The organism is Phyllobacterium myrsinacearum, assembly GCF_002980555.1.
GTDB lineage: Bacteria > Pseudomonadota > Alphaproteobacteria > Rhizobiales > Rhizobiaceae > Phyllobacterium > Phyllobacterium myrsinacearum.
Genome location: NZ_PVBT01000003.1, coordinates 99,287 through 120,890, shown reverse-complemented (window position 1 = coordinate 120,890; position 21,604 = coordinate 99,287). Strand labels below are relative to the sequence as shown.

The 21,604-nt window shown below is 59.7% G+C and carries 18 protein-coding genes and 1 riboswitch; of the genes, 9 read left to right on the top strand and 9 right to left on the bottom strand.

Features of this window, described 5'->3' with window-relative positions; genetic code table 11:
- Positions 1–47: 47 nt before the first annotated feature.
- The gene (locus tag C5750_RS11230; RefSeq protein WP_105734000.1) at positions 48–1,295 is read right to left on the bottom strand and encodes a Zn-dependent hydrolase; all 1,248 of its coding nucleotides are present in this window, start codon (positions 1,293–1,295) and stop codon (positions 48–50) included.
- A 15-nt stretch (positions 1,296–1,310) separates the two neighbouring features.
- Entirely contained in the window at positions 1,311–2,642 is a 1,332-nt protein-coding gene (gene aptA / locus C5750_RS11225) for an omega-aminotransferase AptA (protein ID WP_105733999.1), read from the bottom strand.
- Between the two features lie 210 nt (positions 2,643–2,852).
- Between aptA and rutR the strand changes: the two genes are divergently transcribed.
- Both rutR and C5750_RS11215 read left to right on the top strand, forming a co-directional pair.
- Complete coding sequence (gene rutR, locus C5750_RS11220) at positions 2,853–3,503, top strand: HTH-type transcriptional regulator RutR (RefSeq protein WP_105733998.1); 651 nt, start codon at positions 2,853–2,855, stop codon at positions 3,501–3,503.
- A gap of 134 nt (positions 3,504–3,637) precedes the next feature.
- The gene (locus tag C5750_RS11215; RefSeq protein WP_105733997.1) at positions 3,638–4,375 is read left to right on the top strand and encodes an acetoacetate decarboxylase; all 738 of its coding nucleotides are present in this window, start codon (positions 3,638–3,640) and stop codon (positions 4,373–4,375) included.
- A gap of 41 nt (positions 4,376–4,416) precedes the next feature.
- Here the strand turns inward: C5750_RS11215 and preA are convergent, their stop codons facing one another.
- The 4 genes from preA to C5750_RS11195 all read right to left on the bottom strand — a co-directional run bounded on the left by preA (position 4,417) and on the right by C5750_RS11195 (position 9,606).
- Complete coding sequence (preA, locus tag C5750_RS11210) at positions 4,417–5,727, bottom strand: NAD-dependent dihydropyrimidine dehydrogenase subunit PreA (protein WP_105733996.1); 1,311 nt, start codon at positions 5,725–5,727, stop codon at positions 4,417–4,419.
- A gap of 11 nt (positions 5,728–5,738) precedes the next feature.
- Positions 5,739–7,196: an NAD(P)-dependent oxidoreductase gene (locus C5750_RS11205; protein ID WP_105733995.1), complete on the bottom strand. Its 1,458-nt coding sequence runs from the start codon at positions 7,194–7,196 to the stop codon at positions 5,739–5,741.
- Positions 7,197–7,424: 228 nt separating this feature from the next.
- Positions 7,425–9,038 carry a GMC family oxidoreductase gene (locus C5750_RS11200; RefSeq protein WP_105733994.1) on the bottom strand — a complete coding sequence of 538 codons (1,614 nt, stop codon included), beginning with the start codon at positions 9,036–9,038 and terminating at the stop codon, positions 7,425–7,427.
- A 124-nt stretch (positions 9,039–9,162) separates the two neighbouring features.
- The gene (locus C5750_RS11195) at positions 9,163–9,606 is read right to left on the bottom strand and encodes an SRPBCC family protein (RefSeq protein WP_105733993.1); all 444 of its coding nucleotides are present in this window, start codon (positions 9,604–9,606) and stop codon (positions 9,163–9,165) included.
- Positions 9,607–9,860: 254 nt separating this feature from the next.
- On the opposite strand from C5750_RS11195, the gene C5750_RS11190 reads away from it, so the two are divergent.
- The 6 genes from C5750_RS11190 (at position 9,861) to C5750_RS11165 (ending at position 15,090) form a co-directional block, all read left to right on the top strand.
- Positions 9,861–10,130, top strand: coding sequence for a hypothetical protein (locus tag C5750_RS11190; protein ID WP_105733992.1), 270 nt, complete (start codon positions 9,861–9,863; stop codon positions 10,128–10,130).
- Between the two features lie 165 nt (positions 10,131–10,295).
- Positions 10,296–11,948, top strand: a complete 1,653-nt coding sequence (pgi, locus tag C5750_RS11185; protein ID WP_105733991.1) for a glucose-6-phosphate isomerase — start codon at positions 10,296–10,298, stop codon at positions 11,946–11,948.
- Between the two features lie 80 nt (positions 11,949–12,028).
- The gene (locus tag C5750_RS11180; protein WP_105733990.1) at positions 12,029–13,087 is read left to right on the top strand and encodes a M14 family metallopeptidase; all 1,059 of its coding nucleotides are present in this window, start codon (positions 12,029–12,031) and stop codon (positions 13,085–13,087) included.
- Complete coding sequence (locus tag C5750_RS11175; protein WP_105733989.1) at positions 13,087–13,827, top strand: HAD family hydrolase; 741 nt, start codon at positions 13,087–13,089, stop codon at positions 13,825–13,827. The genes C5750_RS11180 and C5750_RS11175 overlap by 1 nt, the downstream gene beginning before the upstream one ends.
- A 128-nt stretch (positions 13,828–13,955) precedes the next feature.
- Positions 13,956–14,333, top strand: coding sequence for a glyoxalase superfamily protein (locus C5750_RS11170; RefSeq protein WP_105733988.1), 378 nt, complete (start codon positions 13,956–13,958; stop codon positions 14,331–14,333).
- Positions 14,334–14,454: 121 nt separating this feature from the next.
- A complete protein-coding gene (locus tag C5750_RS11165; protein WP_105734590.1) occupies positions 14,455–15,090 on the top strand; it encodes a LysE family translocator in 636 nt (211 codons plus the stop codon).
- A gap of 37 nt (positions 15,091–15,127) precedes the next feature.
- Here C5750_RS11165 and C5750_RS11160 read toward each other — a convergent pair whose 3' ends face one another.
- A complete protein-coding gene (locus C5750_RS11160) occupies positions 15,128–17,149 on the bottom strand; it encodes a long-chain fatty acid--CoA ligase (protein WP_105733987.1) in 2,022 nt (673 codons plus the stop codon).
- Positions 17,150–17,414: 265 nt separating this feature from the next.
- Here C5750_RS11160 and C5750_RS11155 point away from each other — a divergent pair, with 265 nt between their 5' ends.
- Positions 17,415–19,046: a Na+/H+ antiporter gene (locus C5750_RS11155; protein WP_105733986.1), complete on the top strand. Its 1,632-nt coding sequence runs from the start codon at positions 17,415–17,417 to the stop codon at positions 19,044–19,046.
- An 18-nt stretch (positions 19,047–19,064) separates the two neighbouring features.
- Here the strand turns inward: C5750_RS11155 and ilvD are convergent, their stop codons facing one another.
- Both ilvD and C5750_RS11145 read right to left on the bottom strand, forming a co-directional pair.
- Positions 19,065–20,918, bottom strand: coding sequence for a dihydroxy-acid dehydratase (ilvD, locus tag C5750_RS11150; RefSeq protein WP_105733985.1), 1,854 nt, complete (start codon positions 20,916–20,918; stop codon positions 19,065–19,067).
- A 175-nt stretch (positions 20,919–21,093) separates the two neighbouring features.
- Positions 21,094–21,330 carry an Lrp/AsnC ligand binding domain-containing protein gene (locus C5750_RS11145; RefSeq protein ID WP_105733984.1) on the bottom strand — a complete coding sequence of 79 codons (237 nt, stop codon included), beginning with the start codon at positions 21,328–21,330 and terminating at the stop codon, positions 21,094–21,096.
- Between the two features lie 104 nt (positions 21,331–21,434).
- Positions 21,435–21,521, top strand: a riboswitch (glycine riboswitch).
- The last annotated feature ends 83 nt before the right edge of the window (positions 21,522–21,604 follow it).

Here is a 21,604-nt window from a genome sequence, read left to right as displayed (position 1 = left end):
ATTGGTCTTTTGTCGAACATGTTGCTCTGTATGGAAATGGTATCCGGTCAGGTCTGGATCACGGCCGTTTCCAGAACAGCATGCAGGAGGACGTCCGCGCCGGCGGCCGCCCATTCCTTGGAAATCTCTTCATCTTCATTGTGGCTGAGTCCGTCGACGCAGGGACACATGACCATGGCCGTGGGCGCAACACGGTTGACCCAGCAGGCGTCGTGCCCCGCGCCGGAAATGATGTTGCGGTGGCTGTAACCCAGCCGCTCGGCTGCATTGCGTACAGCGGTGACGCAGCCTTCGTCGAACGTCACCGGATCGAAGTGCCCGGCTTCCTCGATCTCGATGCCGAGACCGAGCTCCTTGGCAATCTCGGGTGCTTTTTTCTCAAGCTCCGCCTTCATTGCATTGAGTGTCGCAAGGTCGGGCGAGCGGAAATCGACGGTGAAAACCACCTTGCCGGGAATGACATTGCGGGAGTTGGGATAGACATCGCAATGGCCGATCGCACCGACCGCGCTGGGTTGGTGCGCCATGGCGATGGTGTGCACGAGTTCGGTGATGCGGGCCATGCCGAGCCCGGCGTTCCGGCGCATGGGCATCGGTGTGGAACCCGTATGGCTGTCCTTGCCGGTCAGCGTGATCTGCAGCCACCACAGGCCCTGGCCATGGGTGACGACGCCGATATCCTTGCCTTCGATTTCGAGGATCGGGCCCTGTTCGATATGCAGTTCGAACAGCGCGTGCATCTTGCGCGCGCCCACCGCCTCGTCACCCTTCCAGCCGATGCGCTCCAGCTCGTCGCCGAACTTTTTACCTTTGGCGTCTTCCCGCGCATAGGCCCAGTCCTGCGTGTGAATACCGGCAAAAACGCCCGATGCCAGCATGGCGGGGGCAAAGCGCGTGCCTTCCTCATTGGTCCAGTTGACCACGACAATCGGGTGTTTTGTCTTGATGTTGAGGTCGTTGAGGGTACGGACAAGTTCGAGCCCGCCGAGGACACCGAGCACGCCGTCATATTTGCCGCCGGTGGGCTGGGTGTCGAGATGGCTCCCGACATAGACGGGCAGGGCATCCGGGTCCGTGCCTTCACGGCGGAAGAACATATTGCCCATGGTGTCGACGCCCATGGTCAGGCCAGCCTTTTCGCACCAGCTTTGGAACAGGCGCCTGCCTTCCGCGTCTTCATCGGTCAGGGTCTGGCGGTTGTTGCCTCCGCGCAAGCCGGGGCCGATCTTTGCCATCTCCATCAGGCTGTCCCAGAGGCGGTCGCCGTTGATCCTGAGATTTCCAGTGAGCGCCATGTGAGAGCCTTTCAACTATGCCAGATTTTTCAGGACATCGGCCAGCGTATCGAAGAGATGCTCGATCTGGCCCTTGGTGATGATCAGGGGTGGCGACAGCGCAATGATATCGCCGGTGGTGCGGATAAGAACACCCTTTTCATAGGCATCGAGGAATGCCTGGAAAGCGCGCTTGGTCGGTGCGCCTGGTATGGGTTCCAGCTCGATGGCGCCGATCAGGCCGAGATTGCGGATGTCGATGACATGCGGCAGGCCCTTCAGGGCATGCAATGCATCGGCCCAGTAATCGGAAAGCTCCGCCGCCCGGGTGAGCAGGCCCTCTTCCTCATAGGTATCCAGCGTTGCAAGCGCTGCCGCGCAGGCAATGGGGTGGCCGGAATAGGTGTAGCCATGGAAGAGTTCGATCATGTTTTCCGGGCCGGTCATGAACGCATCGTAGATCTGCTTGGACGCAAATACCGCGCCCATCGGGATCACGCCGCTGGTGATGCCCTTGGCAGTGGTGATGAGATCGGGAACCACGCCGAAATAATCGACGGCGAAGGGGGTGCCGAGACGGCCGAAACCGGTGATAACTTCATCGAAAATCAGCAGGATATCGTTCTTGGTGCAGATCTCGCGCAGGCGCTGCAGGTAGCCTTTCGGCGGAATGAGCACGCCGGTCGATCCGGCCACCGGCTCGACGATGACGGCGGCGATGTTGGACGCATCGTGCAGGGCGATGACTTTTTCCAGGTCATCGGCAAATTCGACGCCATATTCGGGCTCGCCGCGCGTGAAGGCGTTGCGGGCGAGATCGTGGGTATGGCGGATGTGGTCGACACCGCCGAGCGCGTTGCCGAACGTCTTGCGGTTGCCGGAAATGCCGCCGACTGAAATGCCGCCGAAGCCGACGCCGTGGTAGCCGCGCTCGCGGCCGATCAGCTTGGTCTTGGTGCCGTTGCCCTTGGCGCGGTGATAGGCGAGGGCAATCTTGAGCGCCGTATCGACCGATTCCGAACCGGAATTGGTGAAGAAGACATGATCGATGGGTGACGGCAGCATGGCCGCAAGCCGTGCAGCCAGTTCGAAGACCTTGGGATGGCCCATCTGGAATGCAGGCGCGTAGTCGAGTTCGGCAACCTGCTTCTGTACCGCCTCGACGATTTTCGGGCGCGAATGACCGGCGTTGCAGCACCAGAGACCGGCGGTTCCGTCGAGAATTTCGCGGCCGTCTGCGGACTTGAAATGCATGTCCTTGGCGCTGACCAGAAGACGGGGATTTTGCTTGAACTGCCTGTTTGCCGAAAACGGCATCCAGAACGCCTCGAGATTATTGGTGCCCAATCCCAATGCCGATTTCGACATGTGACATACGCCTCCTGTTTGCGGACATTGCCGCTTGTTTTGTGTTCCCGAATGATTGAACCTGTGGTGCAATCAAAAACTTGACTAGTTGGTCAAAATGCAGGCTAGAAGAGCATAGGAAGCCGGTCAAGCGCTTTATGGGGAATAAAAGCGGTTCCAGGATGCGACGAAACGGCCCGTCGCGCCGGATAACAAAAAGGGATGAGTGGCATGGCGAGGGCAGCGAAGAAAAAGACGAGCGACGTGCCGGAAAAAACGACGCGCATTCAGGAAATCAATCGCCGTCTTATCCTCGATGCCGCGCTCGATGTTTTCTCCGCCTATGGCTTTCGCGGCACCACCATCGACCAGATTGCTGACAAGGCGGGGATGTCGAAGCCGAACCTTCTCTATTATTTCCCGCGCAAGCAGAACATCTATGTGACGCTGCTGGAAGAGACGCTGGCGGAGTGGCTGGCGCCGCTGGCGGAAATCGATCCCGAGGGCGACCCGATCGAGCAGTTGCGCAAATACATAACCCTGAAAATCCGCATGTCGGAAAGCCACCCGGAAGCGTCACGGCTGTTTGCCAACGAAGTATTGCATGGCGCACCCGCCATCAGCGAATTTCTGAGCAAGCACCTGAAGCCGCTGGTCGACGACAAGGCGGCGGTGATCCGCCGCTGGGTGGGCGAGGGCAAGCTCGCGCCGGTCGACCCCTATCACCTGATTTTCATGATCTGGGCGACCACACAGCACTATGCGGATTTCGATGTGCAGGTCCGTGCCATCATGGGCAATCAGGTTGGCCGCCCCGGCTTCCGCGAGCAGACGGCGCAGGCGGTGCTGAGCATCATTCTCAATGGGATCCGCCCGCGCTGACACAAAACACCTGCTTCACGCGAAATTGACAGACGCGGATTGTGCATTGCACTATTGTCCTGCTGCGCCGCAATATCCGTTGCCGCGCCTGACTTGTATCAAAGCCAGTTTCCCTGACATCCGGAGATGCCCCCGTGAAAATATCCGATGTTCGTTCCGCCTACGCCATGCCGCTCACCAACCCGTCCTATCCGCCGGGTCCATACCGTTTCATCAACCGCGAATTTGTGGTCATCACCTATCGCACCGATCCGGAAGCACTGCGCGCGGTGGTACCGGAACCGCTTGAGATCGCCGAACCCATTGTCAAATTCGAGTTCATCCGCATGCCGGATTCGACCGGCTTTGGCGATTACACAGAATCCGGTCAGGTCATCCCGGTGCGGTTCAACGGCAAGGAGGGCGTCTACGTCCATTCCATGTATCTCGACGATGATGCGCCGATTGCCGGCGGACGTGAGATCTGGGGCTTTCCCAAGAAACTCGCCAAGCCGAAAATCTCCCATGAGGGAGAAACCATCCTCGGCACGCTGCACTACGGCAGTGTGCTTTGTGCGACGGGCACCATGGGCTACAAGCACAAGCCGGCCGATCATGCGGCCGTATTGAAATCAATGCTGCTGCCGAATTACCTCATCAAGATCATTCCGCATGTGGACGGCACCGCGCGCATCTGCGAACTGGTCGAGTATCACCTGCAGGATATCGATCTGAAGGGTGCCTGGACGGCACCGGCAGCGCTTGAACTTCATGCGCACGTCATGGCCAATGTTGCGGGCCTGCCCGTGCTGGAGGTCTTGTCGGGAACGCATTTCATTGCCGATCTGACCCTCGGGCTCGGGGAAGTCGTGTACGATTATATGAAAGGATAATGGTCTGACAAAAAACCCGCCTTAACGGCGGGTTTTGAATGTTATTCGGCAGCGGCCTTGGCCATCGGATTGTTCGGATGGGTGGTCCAGTTGGCGTAGTCCGGCTGGATCGGCAGCTTGGTGCGCGGGTCGACCCCAGAGGTCATCGGCACCATGGTGATGCAGTTGTCGACCGGGCAGACGTTGACACACAGATTGCAGCCGACGCATTCCTCGTCGATCACCTCGAAATGCCGGGCGCCATCCACCATCGCCGTGATGGCCTGGTGCGATGTGTCTTCGCAGGCAATGTGGCAGCGGCCGCATTTGATGCACAGGTCCTGGTCGATCTGCGCCTTGGTGATGTAGTTGAGATTGAGGTACTGCCAGTCGGAGACGTTCGGCACGGCCATGCCGCGGAAATCTTCGATGGATGTGAAGCCGCGCGAGTCCATCCAGTCGGAGAGCCCGTCGATCATTTCCTGCACGACCTTGAAGCCGTAGGTCATGGCCGCCGTGCAGACCTGCACATTGCCGCAACCGAGCGCGATGAATTCCGCCGCATCGCGCCATGTGGTGATGCCGCCGATGCCGGAGATCGGCAGGCCGCGCGTGTCCGCATCGCGGGCAATTTCCGCCACCATGTTGAGCGCGATCGGTTTGACCGCCGGGCCGCAATAACCGCCATGCGATCCGCGCCCGTCAATCGAAGGATTGGGCGCGAAAGTATCGAGATCGACCGACACGATGGAGTTGATCGTGTTGATCAGCGACACGGCATCGGTACCGCCGGATTTTGCTGCGCGTGCCGGTTTGCGGATATCGGTGATGTTCGGCGTCAGCTTGGTGATGACCGGCATGCGCGTATACTGCTTGCACCAGCGCACCACCATCTCGATATATTCCGGCACCTGACCGACGGCCGCGCCCATGCCGCGTTCCGACATGCCATGCGGGCAGCCGAAGTTAAGCTCGATGCCGTCTGCGCCGGTAGCTTCGACAAGCGGCAGGATGGCTTTCCAGGCGTTCTCCTCGCAGGGCACCATGATCGAGGCGATCAGCGCCCGGTCCGGCCACTTCTTCTTCACCTCGGTCATTTCACGCAGGTTCACTTCCAGCGGACGGTCGGTGATGAGTTCGATATTGTTCAGGCCGAGCAAGCGCCGATCCGGACCGTGGATCGCGCCATAGCGCGGACCATTGACGTTGACGACGGGCGGGCCCTCTTCGCCCAGTGTCTTCCACACGACGCCGCCCCAGCCCGCCTTGAAGGCGCGCTCGACATTGTAGGCCTTGTCTGTCGGCGGCGCGGAGGCCAGCCAAAATGGGTTGGGGGATTTGATGCCGAGGAAATTCGATGAAAGATCAGCCATGTCGATCTCCTTCAGCCAGCGATGTGGCTTGGATGGGTGGGGTGCTGTGCCGGTGCCGATGCGCTGTCCGGATTTTCCGCCATCACGGCTTCGACAAAGCCGCTGACCTTCTCCGGCTGCTGCGTCAGTGACCGGTGGATGGATTCAGCGGCAAGCTTGCCGTCCTGCACCGCGGCCACGGTCAGGTCCTGGCCGCCGGCGATGCAATCGCCGCCAGCCCATATGCCGGGGATCGAGGTGCGGCGGTCGTCGTCGACACTGATACGCCCCTTCGACAGGGCAAGCCCGGCTTCGGCAAGGATGCTCTCTGCCGGCGTCTGGCCGATGGCCTTGAAAATCTGGTCGCTGGCAAGGGTGATGCTTTCGCCGGTGGCGGCAAGCCTGCCGTCGGCCATGGCGGTATAGTCCAGCGTGATGCCGCAGACTTCACCCGACGCGTTGCGGGTAAGCGCCCGCGGCTGCAACCAGTGGCGGATGATGACCCCGGTCTTCAGCGCCAGTTCCTGCTCATAGGGGCTGGCGTTCATGCTTTCCGGCCCGCGCCGGTAGGCGATGATGACATTCTCGGCGCCTAGCAACTTGGTCTGCACGGCGACGTCGATGGCCGTCATGCCGCCGCCGATGACGACGACGTCGCGCCCGACAGCGATCTGCGACAGGTCCTCGCTCTGGCGCAATACGGAGATGTAGTCGACAGCGTCGATGCAACCGGCTGCATCCTCGCCTTCGAGGCCTAGCTCGTTCACACCCGGCAATCCCATGCCGAGGAAAACCGCATCAAAACCGGCTTTCAGCGCGTCGATGCTGATGTCCCGGCCAAGTGCCTTGTCATTCTCGATGGTGATGCCGCCGATTTTCAGAATGAAATAGAGTTCCTTCTGAGCAAAATTATCGACACTCTTATAGGCGGCAATGCCATATTCGTTGAGGCCGCCGGCTTTCGGCCTGGCCTCGAAAATCGTCACGTTGTGACCGTGCTTGGCCAGGCGGTGCGCTGCCGAAAGACCGGCCGGGCCTGCACCAACCACGGCGACGCTCTTGCCCGTCGGCTCGGCGCGCTTGAAGGGATGCTGGCCCTTTTCCATCAGGTGATCGGTGGCGTAGCGCTGCAGAAGACCGATTTTAACCGGCTTGCCTTCAGCGGTCTCGCGCACGCAGGCCTGTTCGCACAGGGTTTCGGTCGGGCAGACGCGGGCACACATGCCGCCGAGAATGTTTTCCGAAAGAATGGTTTTCGCCGAGCCGGTGGGATTGTCGGCGGCAATCTGGCGGATGAACAGCGGAATATCGATGCCCGTGGGGCAGGCATTCATGCAGGGGGCATCGTAGCAGAAGTAACAGCGATCCGATTCGACAAACGCCTCATGCCGCGTCAGTGCCGGGTGCAGATCGGAAAAAACATCGATGTAGGCGTCGGACTCAAGCCGCCCGGCCTTCACATCACGGATTCCAGAATCGATCGATCCCATGAAATCGCCTCTCCATTTCTGAAATTGCAACATCCCGTTCCCTTGGGGCGTGCCGCAATTTGGTGATGGGCCGGTTTGTCCGGCACCTGTTGAGGGAAAGAATGGCAGATTTTCTCAAAAGGTCAAATTTTTTATCAAACGGTCAATAAATATGAAATTGAGTCATATTCGTTTCGTTTGCGTGGCTGAATATCCACGCAAATCTGGCAGAGGCAGCGGGTGAAATGGCTAGGTCAGCTCGTCCAAAACAAGGCTTGCGCCTTTCGCGCCGACCATCATGGCTGCGGCGTTGGTGTTGCCCGATATGATATTGGGGAAGATGGAGCAGTCGATGACGCGCAGTGCTTCGATGCCATGCACCCGCAGGCGCGGGTCGACCACCGATGCCGCCGGGTCCGGTCCCATGCGGCAGGTCGAAACCGGGTGATAGACCGTACCGCTCCGGCGGCGGAAATCGGCAATGAGATCCCCGTCGCTTCGGCACTGCGGGCCGGGCAGCAATTCCTCGACGATCAGCTTGGACAGGGCCGGTGCGGCAGCAATTTTCCGCAGGAACTTCACCGCATCCAGCATCTCGGCAACATCGTGCTCGGTCGAAAACGCATTCGGAACGATCTTCGGAGCGTCAAGCGGATTGCCGGAGCGGATGTGGATGGACCCGACGCTGGTCGGACGGCAATTGGACAGGCCGATGGAAAAGCCCGGCCATGGATCCGGTGTCAGGATCGGGCGCTCGCCTTCCCCCGGTCGTACAGTCGAAAAGGCCTGGAAATACAACTGCATGTTCGGACGCTGGCGCGAAGGATCGGTGCGGAAGAAACCTCCACCCTGATTCAGGCTGATCGACAGCGGCCCCGTCCGCAACAGCAGATATTCGATACCGACACGCAGTTTCCCCCACCACGGACGCAGCACCTGGTTGAGCGAGGCAACATTGGCCCTGTAGGTATAATTGATGCCGAGATGGTCCTGCAGATTCTCGCCTACCTGGCTGTTGGCGTGCACAAGGGGAATGCCGAACTGCGCCAGGCGTGCCGCATCGCCAATGCCCGAAAGTTCGAGCAGCTGCGGTGTATTGACCGAACCGCCGCACAGGATCACTTCGCGCCCGGCCATCACCGTCTCGGCCCGGCCGTTGCGGGTGAACGCGACGCCGGCGGCCCGTTTGCCCTCAAAGACAATCCGCTGCACCATCGCGCCGGTCAGAACCGTCACATTGCGGCGCTTCATCGCCGGGCGCAGAAAGGCTCTGGCGGCGGACATGCGCCTGCCGCCTTTCGTGGTCAGCTGAAATGGCCCTGTGCCCTCCTGTGTGGCGCCGTTGAAATCGGGGTTGTAGCGCAGGCCTGCCTCCTGTGCGCCCTTCAGAATCTGATTGGCCAGCGGATGAAACAGGTGCGCGCAATCGGTGACGTGCAACGGCCCGCCGCGGCCAAGGCTTTTCGCGGGGCCATCATGGTCTTCCAGCGCCTGAAACACCGGCAGCACATCGTCATAGCCCCAGCCGGGATTGCCGCGCTCGCGCCATTCATCGAAATCCTCCTTCGCGCCCCGGATATAGACCATGGCATTGATCGAACTCGAACCGCCCAGCACCTTGCCGCGCGGCCAGTAATCCGCATTGCCGCCAAGACCCGGATCGGCTTCGGCCTTGTACATCCAGTTGACGGATTTGTCGTAGAAGGTTTTGCCGTAACCAAGCGGCATCTGCACGAAGAACCGCCGGTCCGTCCCTCCCGCTTCCAGCACAAGAACCGTGTGGCGTCCGCTGGCCGACAAGCGCTCGGCGACAACCGATCCGGCAGAGCCCGATCCGACGATGATGAAATCAAACACGCGCATGAATTCCAGCCTGAATACAATCTATTGATCCAGGCAGGATATCCGGCTTCGTCGTATCAGACCCAAACGTCATTCCGCCATGGCTTATGGAAAATGCGACAGGCCCGTCGAATTGTCCGGCGTGTCAGCTGCCGGCGGCGGCCTGACCGAGCTTCTCGAAGAACTGGGTGGCGAGTTTCTTGGCCGAAGAGGATATCAGGCGGCTGCCGAGCTGGGCGATCTTGCCGCCGACATCGGCATTGACGGAATAGGCGAGCACGGTCTCGCCGCCTTCCTCGGTAAGGGTAACGTCGGCTCCGCCCTTGGCAAAACCGGCAATGCCGCCCTTGCCCTCGCCCGTGATCGTATAGGACAGCGGAGGATTGAGATTGCTCAATTCGACTTTGCCATTGAATCGGGCCTTGACCGGTCCGAGTTTGACACCGACCGTCGCTTCCAGCTCCGTATCGGAAATCCGTTCGAGGCTTTCGCAGCCGGGGATGCAGGCCTTCAACACGTCCGTATCGTTCAATGCTTTCCAGACTGCTTCGCGGGGCGCAGCAATGCGTTCTTCGCCGGTCATATCCATTCTTCAAAGCCTCCCTGGAAGAAGAAAGCTAAGATAGACGGCTTCATCTGTCCATGATTTATAAAAATTCGTTCTTCCTATCCATGTATTAAATCCTGTCACAAAACATCATGATACTGGCGATGAAGACGCTGGACCGGACAGGAACGGTGTAATAACAGGATTAAGACTTTGTGATTCCGCAGGGATGACGGCCACAAAGTACTGACCCAAGTATTTTTCTACCTCACTCATCTCATCAAGGGAGACTGCACATGAAATTGAAAATGGTCGCCGGCATTTCGCTGCTGGCTGTCGCTCTCGTCGGTTGCTCCAAAGCCCCTACCTGCACCCAGGAAGAGCTGACCAAAAAGGCCGGTGAAATCACCGCCGCCGTTCAACAGGTCGTTACCAAGGATCCGTCCAAGGCCCAGGGAATCGTTACCAAGATGCAGGAACTGGCCGCCAAGTATCAGGGCCAGACCGATCTGAAAGACGCCTGCAAGGCGTATGACGACGTTCTCGCAGCCATCAAGGGCTCGTAAACTTTCGCGCCGCAGTTCCGCCCGGATTTGCGGCGCAGACTTACCTGATGTTAAATCGGAAGAGATTCTGATTTATGAGCGTACGATCTAAATCGATTGAAAAAAAATGATTCCAGTGGCAGGTTTCTGCTTGCCGGGATCAAGGCGTGACTTCAGGAGAGAGATATGGCGACGGTGAAAGCGAACGACCTGCGTGGTGCGGTTCAGACATTGAAAGCACACTTCAAAAGCGGCGCGCCGAAAAACATGCGGGCGGCCTTTGCAGAAGATCCCAAACGCTTCTCCCGCTATTCCCTCAGTCTCGACGATCTTCTCCTCGACTGGTCAAAATGCCTCGTCAATGACGAGACGCTGTCTCTTCTTGCCGATCTGGCAAAGATTGCCCATGTCGAAGCCCGACGCGACGCGATGTTTGCCGGCGAACCAATCAACAATACGGAAGGCCGCGCTGTCCTGCACGTGGCGCTGCGCAACCGTTCCAACAAGCCGGTCAAGGTCGATGGCGTGGACGTGATGCCCGGTGTCAATGACGTGCTGAAGCGCATGGGCGCCTATGCGGATGGCCTGCGCTCCGGCGCCATCAAGGGCTCCAAGAACAAGCCGATCACCGATGTGGTCAATATCGGCATTGGCGGCTCCGATCTTGGACCGGCCATGGCGACGCTCGCCCTGTCCCCCTATCACGACGGGCCGAAGACCCATTTCGTCTCCAACGTCGACGGCGCGCATATCGCCGATACCCTGAAAGACCTTGATCCGGCAACGACGCTGATCATCATCGCCTCGAAAACCTTCACCACCATCGAGACCATGACCAATGCCCGGGCTGCACGCAAATGGATTGCCGATGCGCTGGGCGAAAAGGCCGTCGGACAGCATTTTGCCGCCGTTTCCACAGCGCTCGACAAGGTCGACGCTTTCGGCATCCCGGCGGATCGCATTTTCGGTTTCTGGGATTGGGTCGGCGGCCGCTATTCCATCTGGTCGGCTATCGGCCTGCCATTGATGATTGCCATCGGGCCGGAGAACTTTGGCCGGTTCCTTGATGGTGCCCATGCGATGGACGAACATTTCCGCAAGGCAGCGCTTTCCAGGAACCTGCCGATGATGCTGGGTCTGGTCGGTTACTGGCACCGCGCCATTTCAGGCTATACCAGCCGCGCTGTCATTCCTTACGATCAGCGGCTGGCCCGCCTGCCGGCCTATCTGCAGCAACTCGACATGGAATCGAACGGCAAGGGTGTCACTGTCGACGGCAAGCCGGTTTCCGGTCCCACCGGTCCGGTGGTGTGGGGTGAACCAGGCACCAATGGCCAGCATGCATTCTTCCAGCTGCTGCATCAGGGTACGGACACGATCCCGCTCGAATTCATCGTGGCGGCGAAGGGCCATGAGCCGCATCTCGACAACCAGCACGAAATGCTGCTGGCCAATTGCCTGGCCCAGTCAGAAGCCCTGATGAAAGGCCGCACGCTGGAGGAAGCCAAGGCGCAGCTCACGGCAAAGAACCTGCCGAAATCCGAAGTGAACCGCATTGCGCCGCACCGCGTTTTCAAGGGCAACCGGCCGTCGATCACCATCGTTTATGACAAACTCGACCCCTATGCGCTGGGCCGCCTGATCGCGCTCTACGAGCACCGCGTTTTTGTCGAGGCCCAGCTTTTCGGTATCAATGCCTTCGATCAATGGGGTGTCGAGCTTGGCAAGGAGCTGGCAACGGAGCTTTTGCCGATCGTCTCCGGCGAGGCAAAACCAAAGGACAAGGACGCATCCACGCAAGGTCTTGTCGCACACTTGAGGAAGCGTCGCGGCAAATAGGCTATAGTGGCCCGATAACAAACAGAATGGGTGTCCGGCCTCTACTCCAGGGCCGGAAGTGAGGAACTGGAAAAGCATTGATGAAGACGGAAACGATTCAGCTGGCCGGCGATGTGCCGGGCAATCATATCGAACTGCGTGTGCTGCGTTTTGCCGGCAAGGATGAAAAGGCCGTCAGCGCCTATCTGCAGTCTTCGCTGCATGGTTCGGAACTGCCAGGACAGGCAGCCCTGCATTTCCTCCTCCCAATGCTGGAAAAGGCCGGCAGGGAAGGCCGGATCGCCGGCGATATCACCATTGTTCCGCAGGCCAATCCGGTTGGTTCCGCCCAGTGGTTGTCGCATCAGCATCTCGGCCGTTTCGAATTCTTTTCCAGCGGCAATTTCAATCGCTCTTTCCCTTTGCTTGATACGTTCGACACATCGGGACTGGTGCCGCTCGATGGTCCAAAATCCCTGGCTGAACGGTTGAAGGCGCAATTGCTGCGCCTTGCTTTGCCGCACGACATCGTGCTCGATCTGCACTGCGATGACGAGAGCGAAAACTACCTCTACATCCATCAGGCATTCCTGCCGGAGATGTACGATCTGGCCGCGGCGCTCGGGTCAACGGCGATCCTGTCCTGGAACAGCACTGCCGATGCGGCCTTTGAGGAAGCCTGCGCCCATCCGGTGCTGCAATTGCCGGAGGGCAAGCGCGACATGACGCGGCGTGCGGTCACAACGGTCGAGTTTCGCGGGTTGAACGATGTCGATATCGCAACCGGCAAGGCGGATGCGGAAGGCTTGTACCGTTTCCTCGTTCATCGCGGGGTGGTCAGCGATCCCGCCGTCACGCTGACGGTTGATTTCAAGGGGCCGGTTACGCCGCTCGAAAACGTTGAAATGGTCCGCGCGCCGCAGGGCGGTATGATCCTGTTCCACGTGAACATTGGCGACGAAGTTGCGGCGGGCGCAAAACTTGTCACGGTCGTGACCGTTCCCGGCGATCCCTCCGGCGATATCACGCTGACAGCGCCGCAGGCAGGCCGCATCCTCACGCGCCGCAGCCATCGTTACACCCGCCGGGGCGACGACCTTCTCAAGCTCCTGGGCTCCAAGCGCTCCGAACAGGCGCGGCCAGGCTCGCTGGAAGCCTGATGCCCGGCGCGCACCCCTCGGAAATCCGCGCCATCCTGTTTGACAAGGATGGAACGCTGGTCGATTTCAACCGGACCTGGTTCGGCATCACCATGGAACTGGCGCACAAGGCAGCGAACGGCGATGCGGACCGGGCCCGCGCGCTTGTCGCGGCGGGCGGCTACGACTGGGAGATGGAACGGTTCCGCGGCGGCTCGGTTGTCGCAGCGGGAACGATCAACGACATTGTCGATCTCTGGCATCCGGAACTGACACTGGAAGAAAAACGCGAGCGTATCCGTGCCTATGACGACTACGCTGTCCGCGAGGGATCGCGGCGGGCCGTCGGCATCGATGGATTGCGCGAGACGCTGGAACGGCTGGCGGCGCAGGGTTTTATCCTTGGCATTGCCACCAATGATTCGGAAGCCGGTGCGCGCACCACGGCCGAAGCGCTCGGGCTGACGCCGCTCTTTTCGGTGATCATCGGCTACGATTCCGTGGCACGGGCAAAACCCCATGCCGACCAGCTGGAGCTGTTTTCAGCCAGGACGGGCATTCCGGCCAGCGCCATCGCCATGGTCGGCGATAACGGCCATGACCTGGAAATGGCCCATGCGGCCGGTGCCGGATTGGCTGTTGGTGTTCTCTCCGGCAACAGCACGCTGGATGATCTGGCCTCGCTCAGCGATGCCATTCTCGGTTCGATTGCCGACCTGCCGGACTTTCTGGCGGGCCGCGGCAAAGCTTTGCGGGGTTGATGGAGGCAATACCTCACGCTATAGAAATCCCGTGGGCACCGTCTCATGATCTGATTGACGAAAGCAGCAGCTCCAACCGGCACCGTCCGGCAAAGCCTGCCTGAGCTTTCAAACCATGAGGTTATGACATGAATGATAGTCCCGCCCGCTCCATCCATTTCGGACGCATCGCAGCCATGCTGCCGGTTGCGGATATCCAGCGCGCCCATGATTTTTACACGGGCATTCTCGGCTTTTCCAAAACTTTCCAGAATGGCGATCCCGTCGGTTTCATGATTTTGAAACGCGACAATGCCGAGCTGCACCTGACATTGCAGAAGGGCCACAAAGCCGCGCCCTTCAATGTCATCCATATGATGGTGGACAACGCCGATGCACTGCACGCGATCTGCCAGGCACAAGGTTTGCGCATCATCAAGGGTTTGAAGGACAAGGACTATGGCCTCAGGGCCTTTGTCTTCGAGGATTTCGATGGCAACCGAATTGATGTCGGCCAGCCGCTTTAATCTCCCGCTGCCCTGTCCTTCCCGGTGAAGGACGGGGATGCACACCCGCTTGACCGGCCGCTTGCCATGGGTAATGTCAGCGGCAGGGATGCCCGCAATCTGGCGCCGAGGGGGAATGATCATGACCGCAGCAACACTTCTGGCCTTTGCCTTGGTTGCCTTCATTGGCATAGCAACACCCGGGCCGACGGTTCTCCTGGCTTTGACGAATGGCTCGCGCTTCGGCGTCCGCCGTGCGCTGGCGGGGATGATGGGAGCGGTCATTTCCGATTTCGTTCTGATCGGCTCCGTTGCCCTTGGCCTTGGCGCCCTGCTTGCAGCCTCGGAATTCTGGTTCTCGGTGGTCAAATGGCTCGGCGCCGGCTATCTCGCCTTTCTCGGCCTCATGCTCCTGCGCTCGAAGGGAACGCTTGACCTGTCGCTGCGCACTGCCACGCATGAGCCGCCGGCAACCACCCGCGCCATCTTTCTCAAGAGCTTCCTTGTTGCGGTGACCAACCCCAAGGGTTACCTGTTCTTTTCGGCTTTCCTGCCGCAGTTCATCGCGCCCGATATGCCGCAGATCCCGCAATATGCGGTGCTGGCGGTGATTTTCGCCACGCTCGATTTTGCAATTATGTTCGGTTACGCCCTGCTTGGTTCGCAGGCCGTCCGCGTCCTGAAGAAATCAGGCGCGCTGTGGCTTGATCGCATCTGCGGCGGTGCATTGCTGGCGCTTGCCGGTTCGCTTGCACTCTACCGGCGTGCAAGCGTCTGAAAAAGGAGAAAGCCGCGCAAGGCGGCTTTCTCGGCTATCAGCCGCGCAATTCGCGCCGCAGGATTTTGCCGACATTGCTTTTGGGCAGTTCGTCGCGGAACTCGACCGTCCGGGGACGCTTGTAGTTGGTCAGCCGTTCGGCACAGAATGCCTTGACGGCCTCTTCGGTGAGCAGGGGATCCTTGCGCACGATGAAGAGTTTCACCACTTCGCCCGAGTGCTCGTTGGGGACGCCGATTGCCGCCGCCTCGCGCACGCCAGGATGCTCCATGGCCACTTCCTCGATCTCGTTGGGATAGACGTTGAAGCCGGATACCAGGATCATGTCCTTCTTGCGGTCGACGATCTTGGTGTAGCCGCGCTCGTCCATGTAGCCCATGTCGCCGGAGCGGAAAAAGCCGTCCGCTGTCATGACCTTGGCTGTCTCATCGGGACGGTTCCAGTAGCCGGCCATGACCTGCGGCCCGCGAATGCAGATTTCGCCAACTTCCAGCAACGGCAGTTCCTTGCCGTCATCATCGCGGATCGAGAAGTCGGTCGATGGCAGCGGCGTGCCGATCGTGCCGGAAAATTCCGTCGCATCCAGCCGGTTGGCCGATGCAACAGGCGATGTCTCGGAAAGACCGAAGCCTTCGGTGATCAGGCCGCCCGTCACCTGGAACCAGCGATCGGCGACCGGCTTTTGCACGGCCATGCCGCCGCCCAGGGTGAGGATCAGGTTTCTGAAGTCGAGCTTGCGGAAATCCTCATTGTTGAGCAGCCCGTTGAAGAGCGTGTTGAGGCCGGGGAAAACGTGGATCGGCACCTTCTGCAATTCCTTGACGAAGGCTGGGATATCGCGCGGATTGGGGATCAGCACATTGTTGCCGCCGAGTTCCATGCTGATCATCGCATTCACGGTGAGGCCGAAAATATGATAGAGCGGCAAGGCGCAGATGAATGTCAGATTGTCCGGACGGCCTTTCTTGCGAAAGCCAACCTCAACCCACAGGCGCATCTGCGTGACATTGGCCACGATGTTGCTGTGCATCAGCACCGCGCCTTTGGAAACGCCCGTCGTACCCCCCGTATATTGCAGGAAGGCGATATCATCACGCTTGATCTCGACCGGCTTCAGCGTGAGCGCAGCGCCTTGCGCCAGCGCTGTTTTGAACGGCGTGTGGCCGGGCAGGGACCAGGCTGGCACCATTTTCTTGACGCGGCGCACGACCAGATTGACGATATGGCCCTTGAGGCCCAGCATGTCGCCCATGGTGGCAACGACAACATGCTTGACCGGCGTCGCCGTCAGCACTTTTTGCAGTGTCGTGGCAAAGTTTTCGAGAATGATGATCGCTTTCGCGCCGCTGTCTTTAAGCTGATGTTCAAGCTCGCGCGGTGTGTAAAGCGGATTGATATTGACGACTGTCAGGCCCGCCCGCAGGATCGCTGCGATAGCCACCGGATATTGCAGGATGTTCGGCATCATCACCGCAACCCGGTCGCCTTTGACCAGCCCGCGCGATTGCAGCCAGGCTGCGAATGCCTGTGAATGACGATCCATCTCCGCATAGGTCATCACCTTGCCCATGCAGGTAAAGGACGGCCGGTTGGCGTATTTTTTGTAGGCGGTGGCAAAAAGCGCGTTGATGTTCTCGTAGGGCAGCGGTCCGATCTCGGCGGGAACGCCGTCCGGATAGGATTTGACCCAGAGTTTCGGTGCGGGCATCTCGGCGAGGGATGCCGCCTTTGCCGGTGTTGCATCGGCCGCAGGCGCAGCGGCTTTGGCCCTGGTTGCGGGCTTCTTTGCCGCGGGTGTCCTGGCGGGGGCTTTCACCGCCACCTTTTCCGCTGCCGCAGCTTTGGGTTTTGCCACTGTCGCGGCAGTCTTGGCCGGCGTCTTTGCTGCAGCGGGTTTCACCGTCTTGGCGGCTTCCGTTTTCTTGACCTCGCCAGCTGGTTTATTCGCGGCGGCTTTAGCAGTCTTGGCGGCGGGTTTCGCCGTTTTGGCTGGCGCTGCCTTTGCAGTGGCGCGCTTGGCTGTCACGGATGTTTTTACCGGCGTTGTCTGTTTTGCCACATTAACCTCCCCTGATGGTTTCCTTGTAGCTGGCCCACGGTCCTCCAACCCCAGACATGCTACTCAACAATTCTATCTATGGCGATAGGCGGTGCGCATGCAAGTATTACATTGACGTAAACGTAAAATTGATTGTCGCGGAAATGTCGTGCTTTGCCGCCAATTCATCCAATCGGCATGATATGGGCGCAAAGTTGCCAAGGTTCGCCTCGACAAAGCACCGGCCTTTCCTTCATCCTGCACCGACAATCAATATGGATTCGCCGTGGAAACAATCACCATCGTCCTGCTGATGCTTCTGGCCGTCGTGGTCAGTGACTCCATCGTGCGCGTGCTGCCTCTGGCCATACCGCTGCCGCTGGTGCAGATCGGTCTTGGCGCGGCGATTGCCTCGGTCACCAGCATCCGCGTACAACTTGATCCCAATATTTTCTTTCTGCTGTTCCTGCCGCCGCTGTTGTTTCTCGATGGCTGGCGCATCCCCAAGGAGGGTCTCTTCCGGGACAAGGGCATCATCCTGGAAATGGCGCTCGGCCTTGTCATCTTCACGGTGATCGGTGTTGGCTTTTTCGTGCATTGGATGATCCCTTCCGTGCCTCTGCCGGTGGCTTTCGCGCTGGCGGCCATCGTCTCGCCGACCGATCCGATCGCCGTTTCCGCCATTGCGGCGCGCGTGCCCATTCCCTCGCGCATGATGCATATCCTCGAGGGAGAATCCCTGCTCAACGATGCGTCGGGCCTCGTGTGCATGCGCTTTGCCGTTGCCGCGATGCTGACCGGCAGCTTCTCGATCACCGAGGCGTTCTTTACCTTCCTCTGGCTTGCTTTTGCCGGCATTGCCATCGGTATCGGTGTCACCATCGGGGTCACGCGCGGCAAGGCTTTTCTTGCCCGCAAGCTCGGCGAGGAAAGCGGCTCGCAGATTCTCATCAGCCTGCTTATTCCCTTCGGCGCTTACCTCCTGGCCGAACATGTGCATGCGTCGGGCATCCTTGCCGCTGTCGCGGCCGGTATCACCATGAGCTATGCCGAGAACACGGCCCAGTCCATGGCGTTGACCCGCGTGCGCCGCACGGCGGTGTGGGATACGGCGCAGTTTGCCGCCAATGGCGCCATCTTCGTTCTGCTCGGCGAGCAGCTGCCGGGTATTTTCTCCGGTGCCGTCGCGAACGTGCGGCACGGCGAGACCAGTCCCTGGTGGCTTCTGGTCTATGTGGTGGTCATCTACGCCGCCCTGGCTGCCTTGCGCTTTCTTTGGGTCTGGGCGTCATGGCGCGTAACCATGGCGCAGCGCCGCAGGCAGGGCGAGGCTGTGGTCAAGCCGAGCTGGCAGCTGATTGCCGCCATGTCGTTTGCCGGCGTTCGCGGCGCCATCACCCTTGCGGGTATCCTGACACTGCCGTTGTTTCTCTATGACGGCTCGCTGTTTCCGGCCCGCGATCTCGTCATTTTTCTCGCCACCGGCGTGATCATCCTGTCGCTGATCATGGCCAGCATCAGCCTGCCGCGCCTGTTGCGCAATATCGATCTGCCCATCGAGGATTCAAATCAGCGCGAAGAGGATTATGCCCGTATCGCTGCGGCGGAAGCCGCAATCATGGCGATCGAGCGGGCCCAGCACAGTCTGGCATCGGGTCGTGCCGATGCCGACATCTATACGGATGTCGCCAACCACATCATGGAGCTCTACCGCAAGCGTATCGACGGGCGCATGCAGCTCGGTGAAGAGCGCGAAGAAGTGGCGCGGAGCGAGGAGATCGAGAAGCTGCTGCGCATCACCGCGCTTCGGGCGGAACGGCAGGAAATTCACCGCCTAGTGCGGGCGCGGCGGCTCGAAAGCACCATTGCCACGAAAATGGTGCGGGATATCGACCTACTGGAAGCCCGCTTCCAGTAGGTGTTCCTTGAACCCTGGTTAGTTCCAGTCGTCCGGAATCTGGCGCACGGCACCTCTGGCGGCACTGGTCGCCATGGCGCCGTAAGCGCGCAGCGCCGTCGTGACCTTGCGCTTGCGCTTTTCCTCGGGCTTCCACGCGGCGGTGCCCTTTGCTTCCATCTTTGCGCGGCGCTCTGCCAGGACGGCATCGTCAACAGCCAGATGAATCCCGCGATTCGGGATATCGATATCGATGATGTCGCCATCCTCGACGAGACCGATCAGGCCGCCTTCCGCAGCTTCCGGTGAAACATGGCCGATGGAAAGGCCGGACGAACCGCCGGAGAAGCGGCCATCGGTGATCAGCGCACAGGCCTTGCCCAGACCCTTGGACTTCAAATAGCTGGTGGGATAGAGCATTTCCTGCATGCCCGGTCCGCCGCGCGGGCCTTCGTAGCGGATCAGCACGATATCGCCCGGTTTGATGCCGCCATTGAGAATGCCGAGAACAGCACTGTCCTGGCTTTCGAAAATGCGGGCGGGACCGGAGAATTTCAGGATGGAATCATCAACACCGGCGGTTTTGACGATGCAGCCGTCTTCAGCCAGATTGCCGTAGAGCACGGCGAGGCCGCCATCTCTCGAATAGGCGTGTTCAACATTGCGGATGACACCCTTTTCGCGGTCGAGATCGACATCGGCAAAGCGGCGGTCCTGACTGAACGCGATCTGCGTCGGCACGCCGCCCGGTGCGGCCATGAAGAAATCATGCACCGACTTGTTCTTGGTGCGCACCACGTCCCAGCGGTCAAGAGCAGCGCCGAGATTGGCGGCATGCACCGAATAGACCGATGTGTCGAGCAGCCCGGCGCGGTCGAGTTCGCCGAGAATGCCCATGATGCCGCCAGCATGGTGCACATCTTCCATGTGCACATTGGCAACAGCCGGCGCCACCTTGCACAGCACGGGCACGCGGCGCGACAGGCGGTCGATATCGCTCATGGTGAAATCGACTTCGGCTTCATGCGCGGCGGCCAGCAGGTGCAGAACCGTATTGGTCGAGCCGCCCATGGCGATATCGAGGGTCATGGCATTCTCGAACGCGGCAAACGAGGCGATGGAGCGCGGCAGGACGGTTTCATCGTCCTGCTCGTAATAGCGGCGGGCGAGGTCGACCACGAGATGACCGGCCTCGACAAAGAGGCGGCGGCGGTCCGCATGGGTGGCGAGCGTCGAACCATTGCCCGGCAGGGAAAGGCCGAGCGCCTCGGTCAGGCAGTTCATCGAATTGGCGGTGAACATGCCGGAGCAGGAGCCGCATGTCGGGCAGGCCGAGCGCTCGATGGCCTTCACTTCCTCGTCGGAAATACGGTCGTCGGCGGCTGCAACCATGGCATCGACCAGGTCGAGCTTCTTTTCCTTGTCTTCCCAGATAACTTTGCCCGCCTCCATGGGCCCGCCGGAGACGAAAACGACGGGGATGTTGAGGCGCAGCGCCGCCATCAGCATGCCGGGCGTGATCTTGTCGCAATTGGAAATGCAGACCATGGCGTCGGCGCAATGCGCATTGACCATGTATTCGACGCTGTCGGCGATAATTTCGCGCGACGGCAGGGAATAGAGCATGCCGTCATGCCCCATCGCGATGCCGTCATCGACAGCGATGGTATTGAATTCCTTGGCGACGCCGCCTGCGCTTTCGATTTCGCGCGCCACGAGCTGGCCGAGATCCTTCAGGTGCACGTGGCCGGGCACGAACTGGGTGAACGAGTTCACCACGGCGATGATCGGCTTGCCGAAATCCTCGTCTTTCATGCCGGTGGCGCGCCAGAGCCCGCGGGCGCCTGCCATGTTGCGGCCATGTGTGGTTGTGCGTGAACGATAAGGAGGCATTGTCGAAAATCCTGCTGATGACGGGCGAGGGAGCATCTCTTACAGAAAAAGTGCTCCCATGGCAAAAGAATGGAATTTTATTGCCTTGAAGGGGCGTGATTCATTGCATTGATTACATAAGGCAGATGCCGGGCGCATGAAACGGGACGTAATGTCTCGCCCCGCCGAGCGCCTGTCAGAACGCGGTGAAGGTCAGCGTTGTCAGCGATCGCGCAATGCCTGATATATCGAGCACGTTGGTGTTGATGAATTTGCCGATATCCTGATCTTCCGGAATGTAGATCTTGGCCAGAAGGTCAAATTCGCCGCTGGTCGAATAGAGTTCGGAGACGATTTCACGCTCGAACAGGGTTTTTGCAACTTCGTACGTCTTGCCGGGTGCGCATTGCAGTTGCAGAAAGACAGGCTTCATAAATTCCTCCGGAAGGCTGGGCGATTTTCAGTCAGCATAATTGCTGCGGCGCTTCTTAGCCAGTTGTTCTCGTCTCGCAACTGCGATATATATCCCGCGTTCGCACAGACTATCTGGGAGAGACCGGTAAAACCGGCGCCGATGGAGCAACCGCCCCGGAAACTCTCAGGCAAAAGGACCAGAATAGTCTAGAACATCTGGAGAGAGGCATAACTCGCAAGAGATGTGCCCACCGAAGGAGAAAGCCCTGCCCGGTTGCATGACCGGAAAAAGG

Bases quoted from the DNA above. Each gene is read 5' to 3' on its own strand.
- C5750_RS11230 (WP_105734000.1), bottom strand. From the start codon at position 1,295: ATGGCGCTCACTGGAAATCTCAGGATCAACGGCGACCGCCTCTGGGAC.
- aptA (WP_105733999.1), bottom strand. From the start codon at position 2,642: ATGTCGAAATCGGCATTGGGATTGGGCACCAATAATCTCGAGGCGTTC.
- rutR (WP_105733998.1), top strand. From the start codon at position 2,853: ATGGCGAGGGCAGCGAAGAAAAAGACGAGCGACGTGCCGGAAAAAACG.
- preA (WP_105733996.1), bottom strand. From the start codon at position 5,727: ATGGCTGATCTTTCATCGAATTTCCTCGGCATCAAATCCCCCAACCCA.
- C5750_RS11205 (WP_105733995.1), bottom strand. From the start codon at position 7,196: ATGGGATCGATCGATTCTGGAATCCGTGATGTGAAGGCCGGGCGGCTT.
- C5750_RS11200 (WP_105733994.1), bottom strand. From the start codon at position 9,038: ATGCGCGTGTTTGATTTCATCATCGTCGGATCGGGCTCTGCCGGATCG.
- C5750_RS11195 (WP_105733993.1), bottom strand. From the start codon at position 9,606: ATGGATATGACCGGCGAAGAACGCATTGCTGCGCCCCGCGAAGCAGTC.
- C5750_RS11190 (WP_105733992.1), top strand. From the start codon at position 9,861: ATGAAATTGAAAATGGTCGCCGGCATTTCGCTGCTGGCTGTCGCTCTC.
- pgi (WP_105733991.1), top strand. From the start codon at position 10,296: ATGGCGACGGTGAAAGCGAACGACCTGCGTGGTGCGGTTCAGACATTG.
- C5750_RS11180 (WP_105733990.1), top strand. From the start codon at position 12,029: ATGAAGACGGAAACGATTCAGCTGGCCGGCGATGTGCCGGGCAATCAT.
- C5750_RS11175 (WP_105733989.1), top strand. From the start codon at position 13,087: ATGCCCGGCGCGCACCCCTCGGAAATCCGCGCCATCCTGTTTGACAAG.
- C5750_RS11170 (WP_105733988.1), top strand. From the start codon at position 13,956: ATGAATGATAGTCCCGCCCGCTCCATCCATTTCGGACGCATCGCAGCC.
- C5750_RS11165 (WP_105734590.1), top strand. From the start codon at position 14,455: ATGACCGCAGCAACACTTCTGGCCTTTGCCTTGGTTGCCTTCATTGGC.
- ilvD (WP_105733985.1), bottom strand. From the start codon at position 20,918: ATGCCTCCTTATCGTTCACGCACAACCACACATGGCCGCAACATGGCA.
- C5750_RS11145 (WP_105733984.1), bottom strand. From the start codon at position 21,330: ATGAAGCCTGTCTTTCTGCAACTGCAATGCGCACCCGGCAAGACGTAC.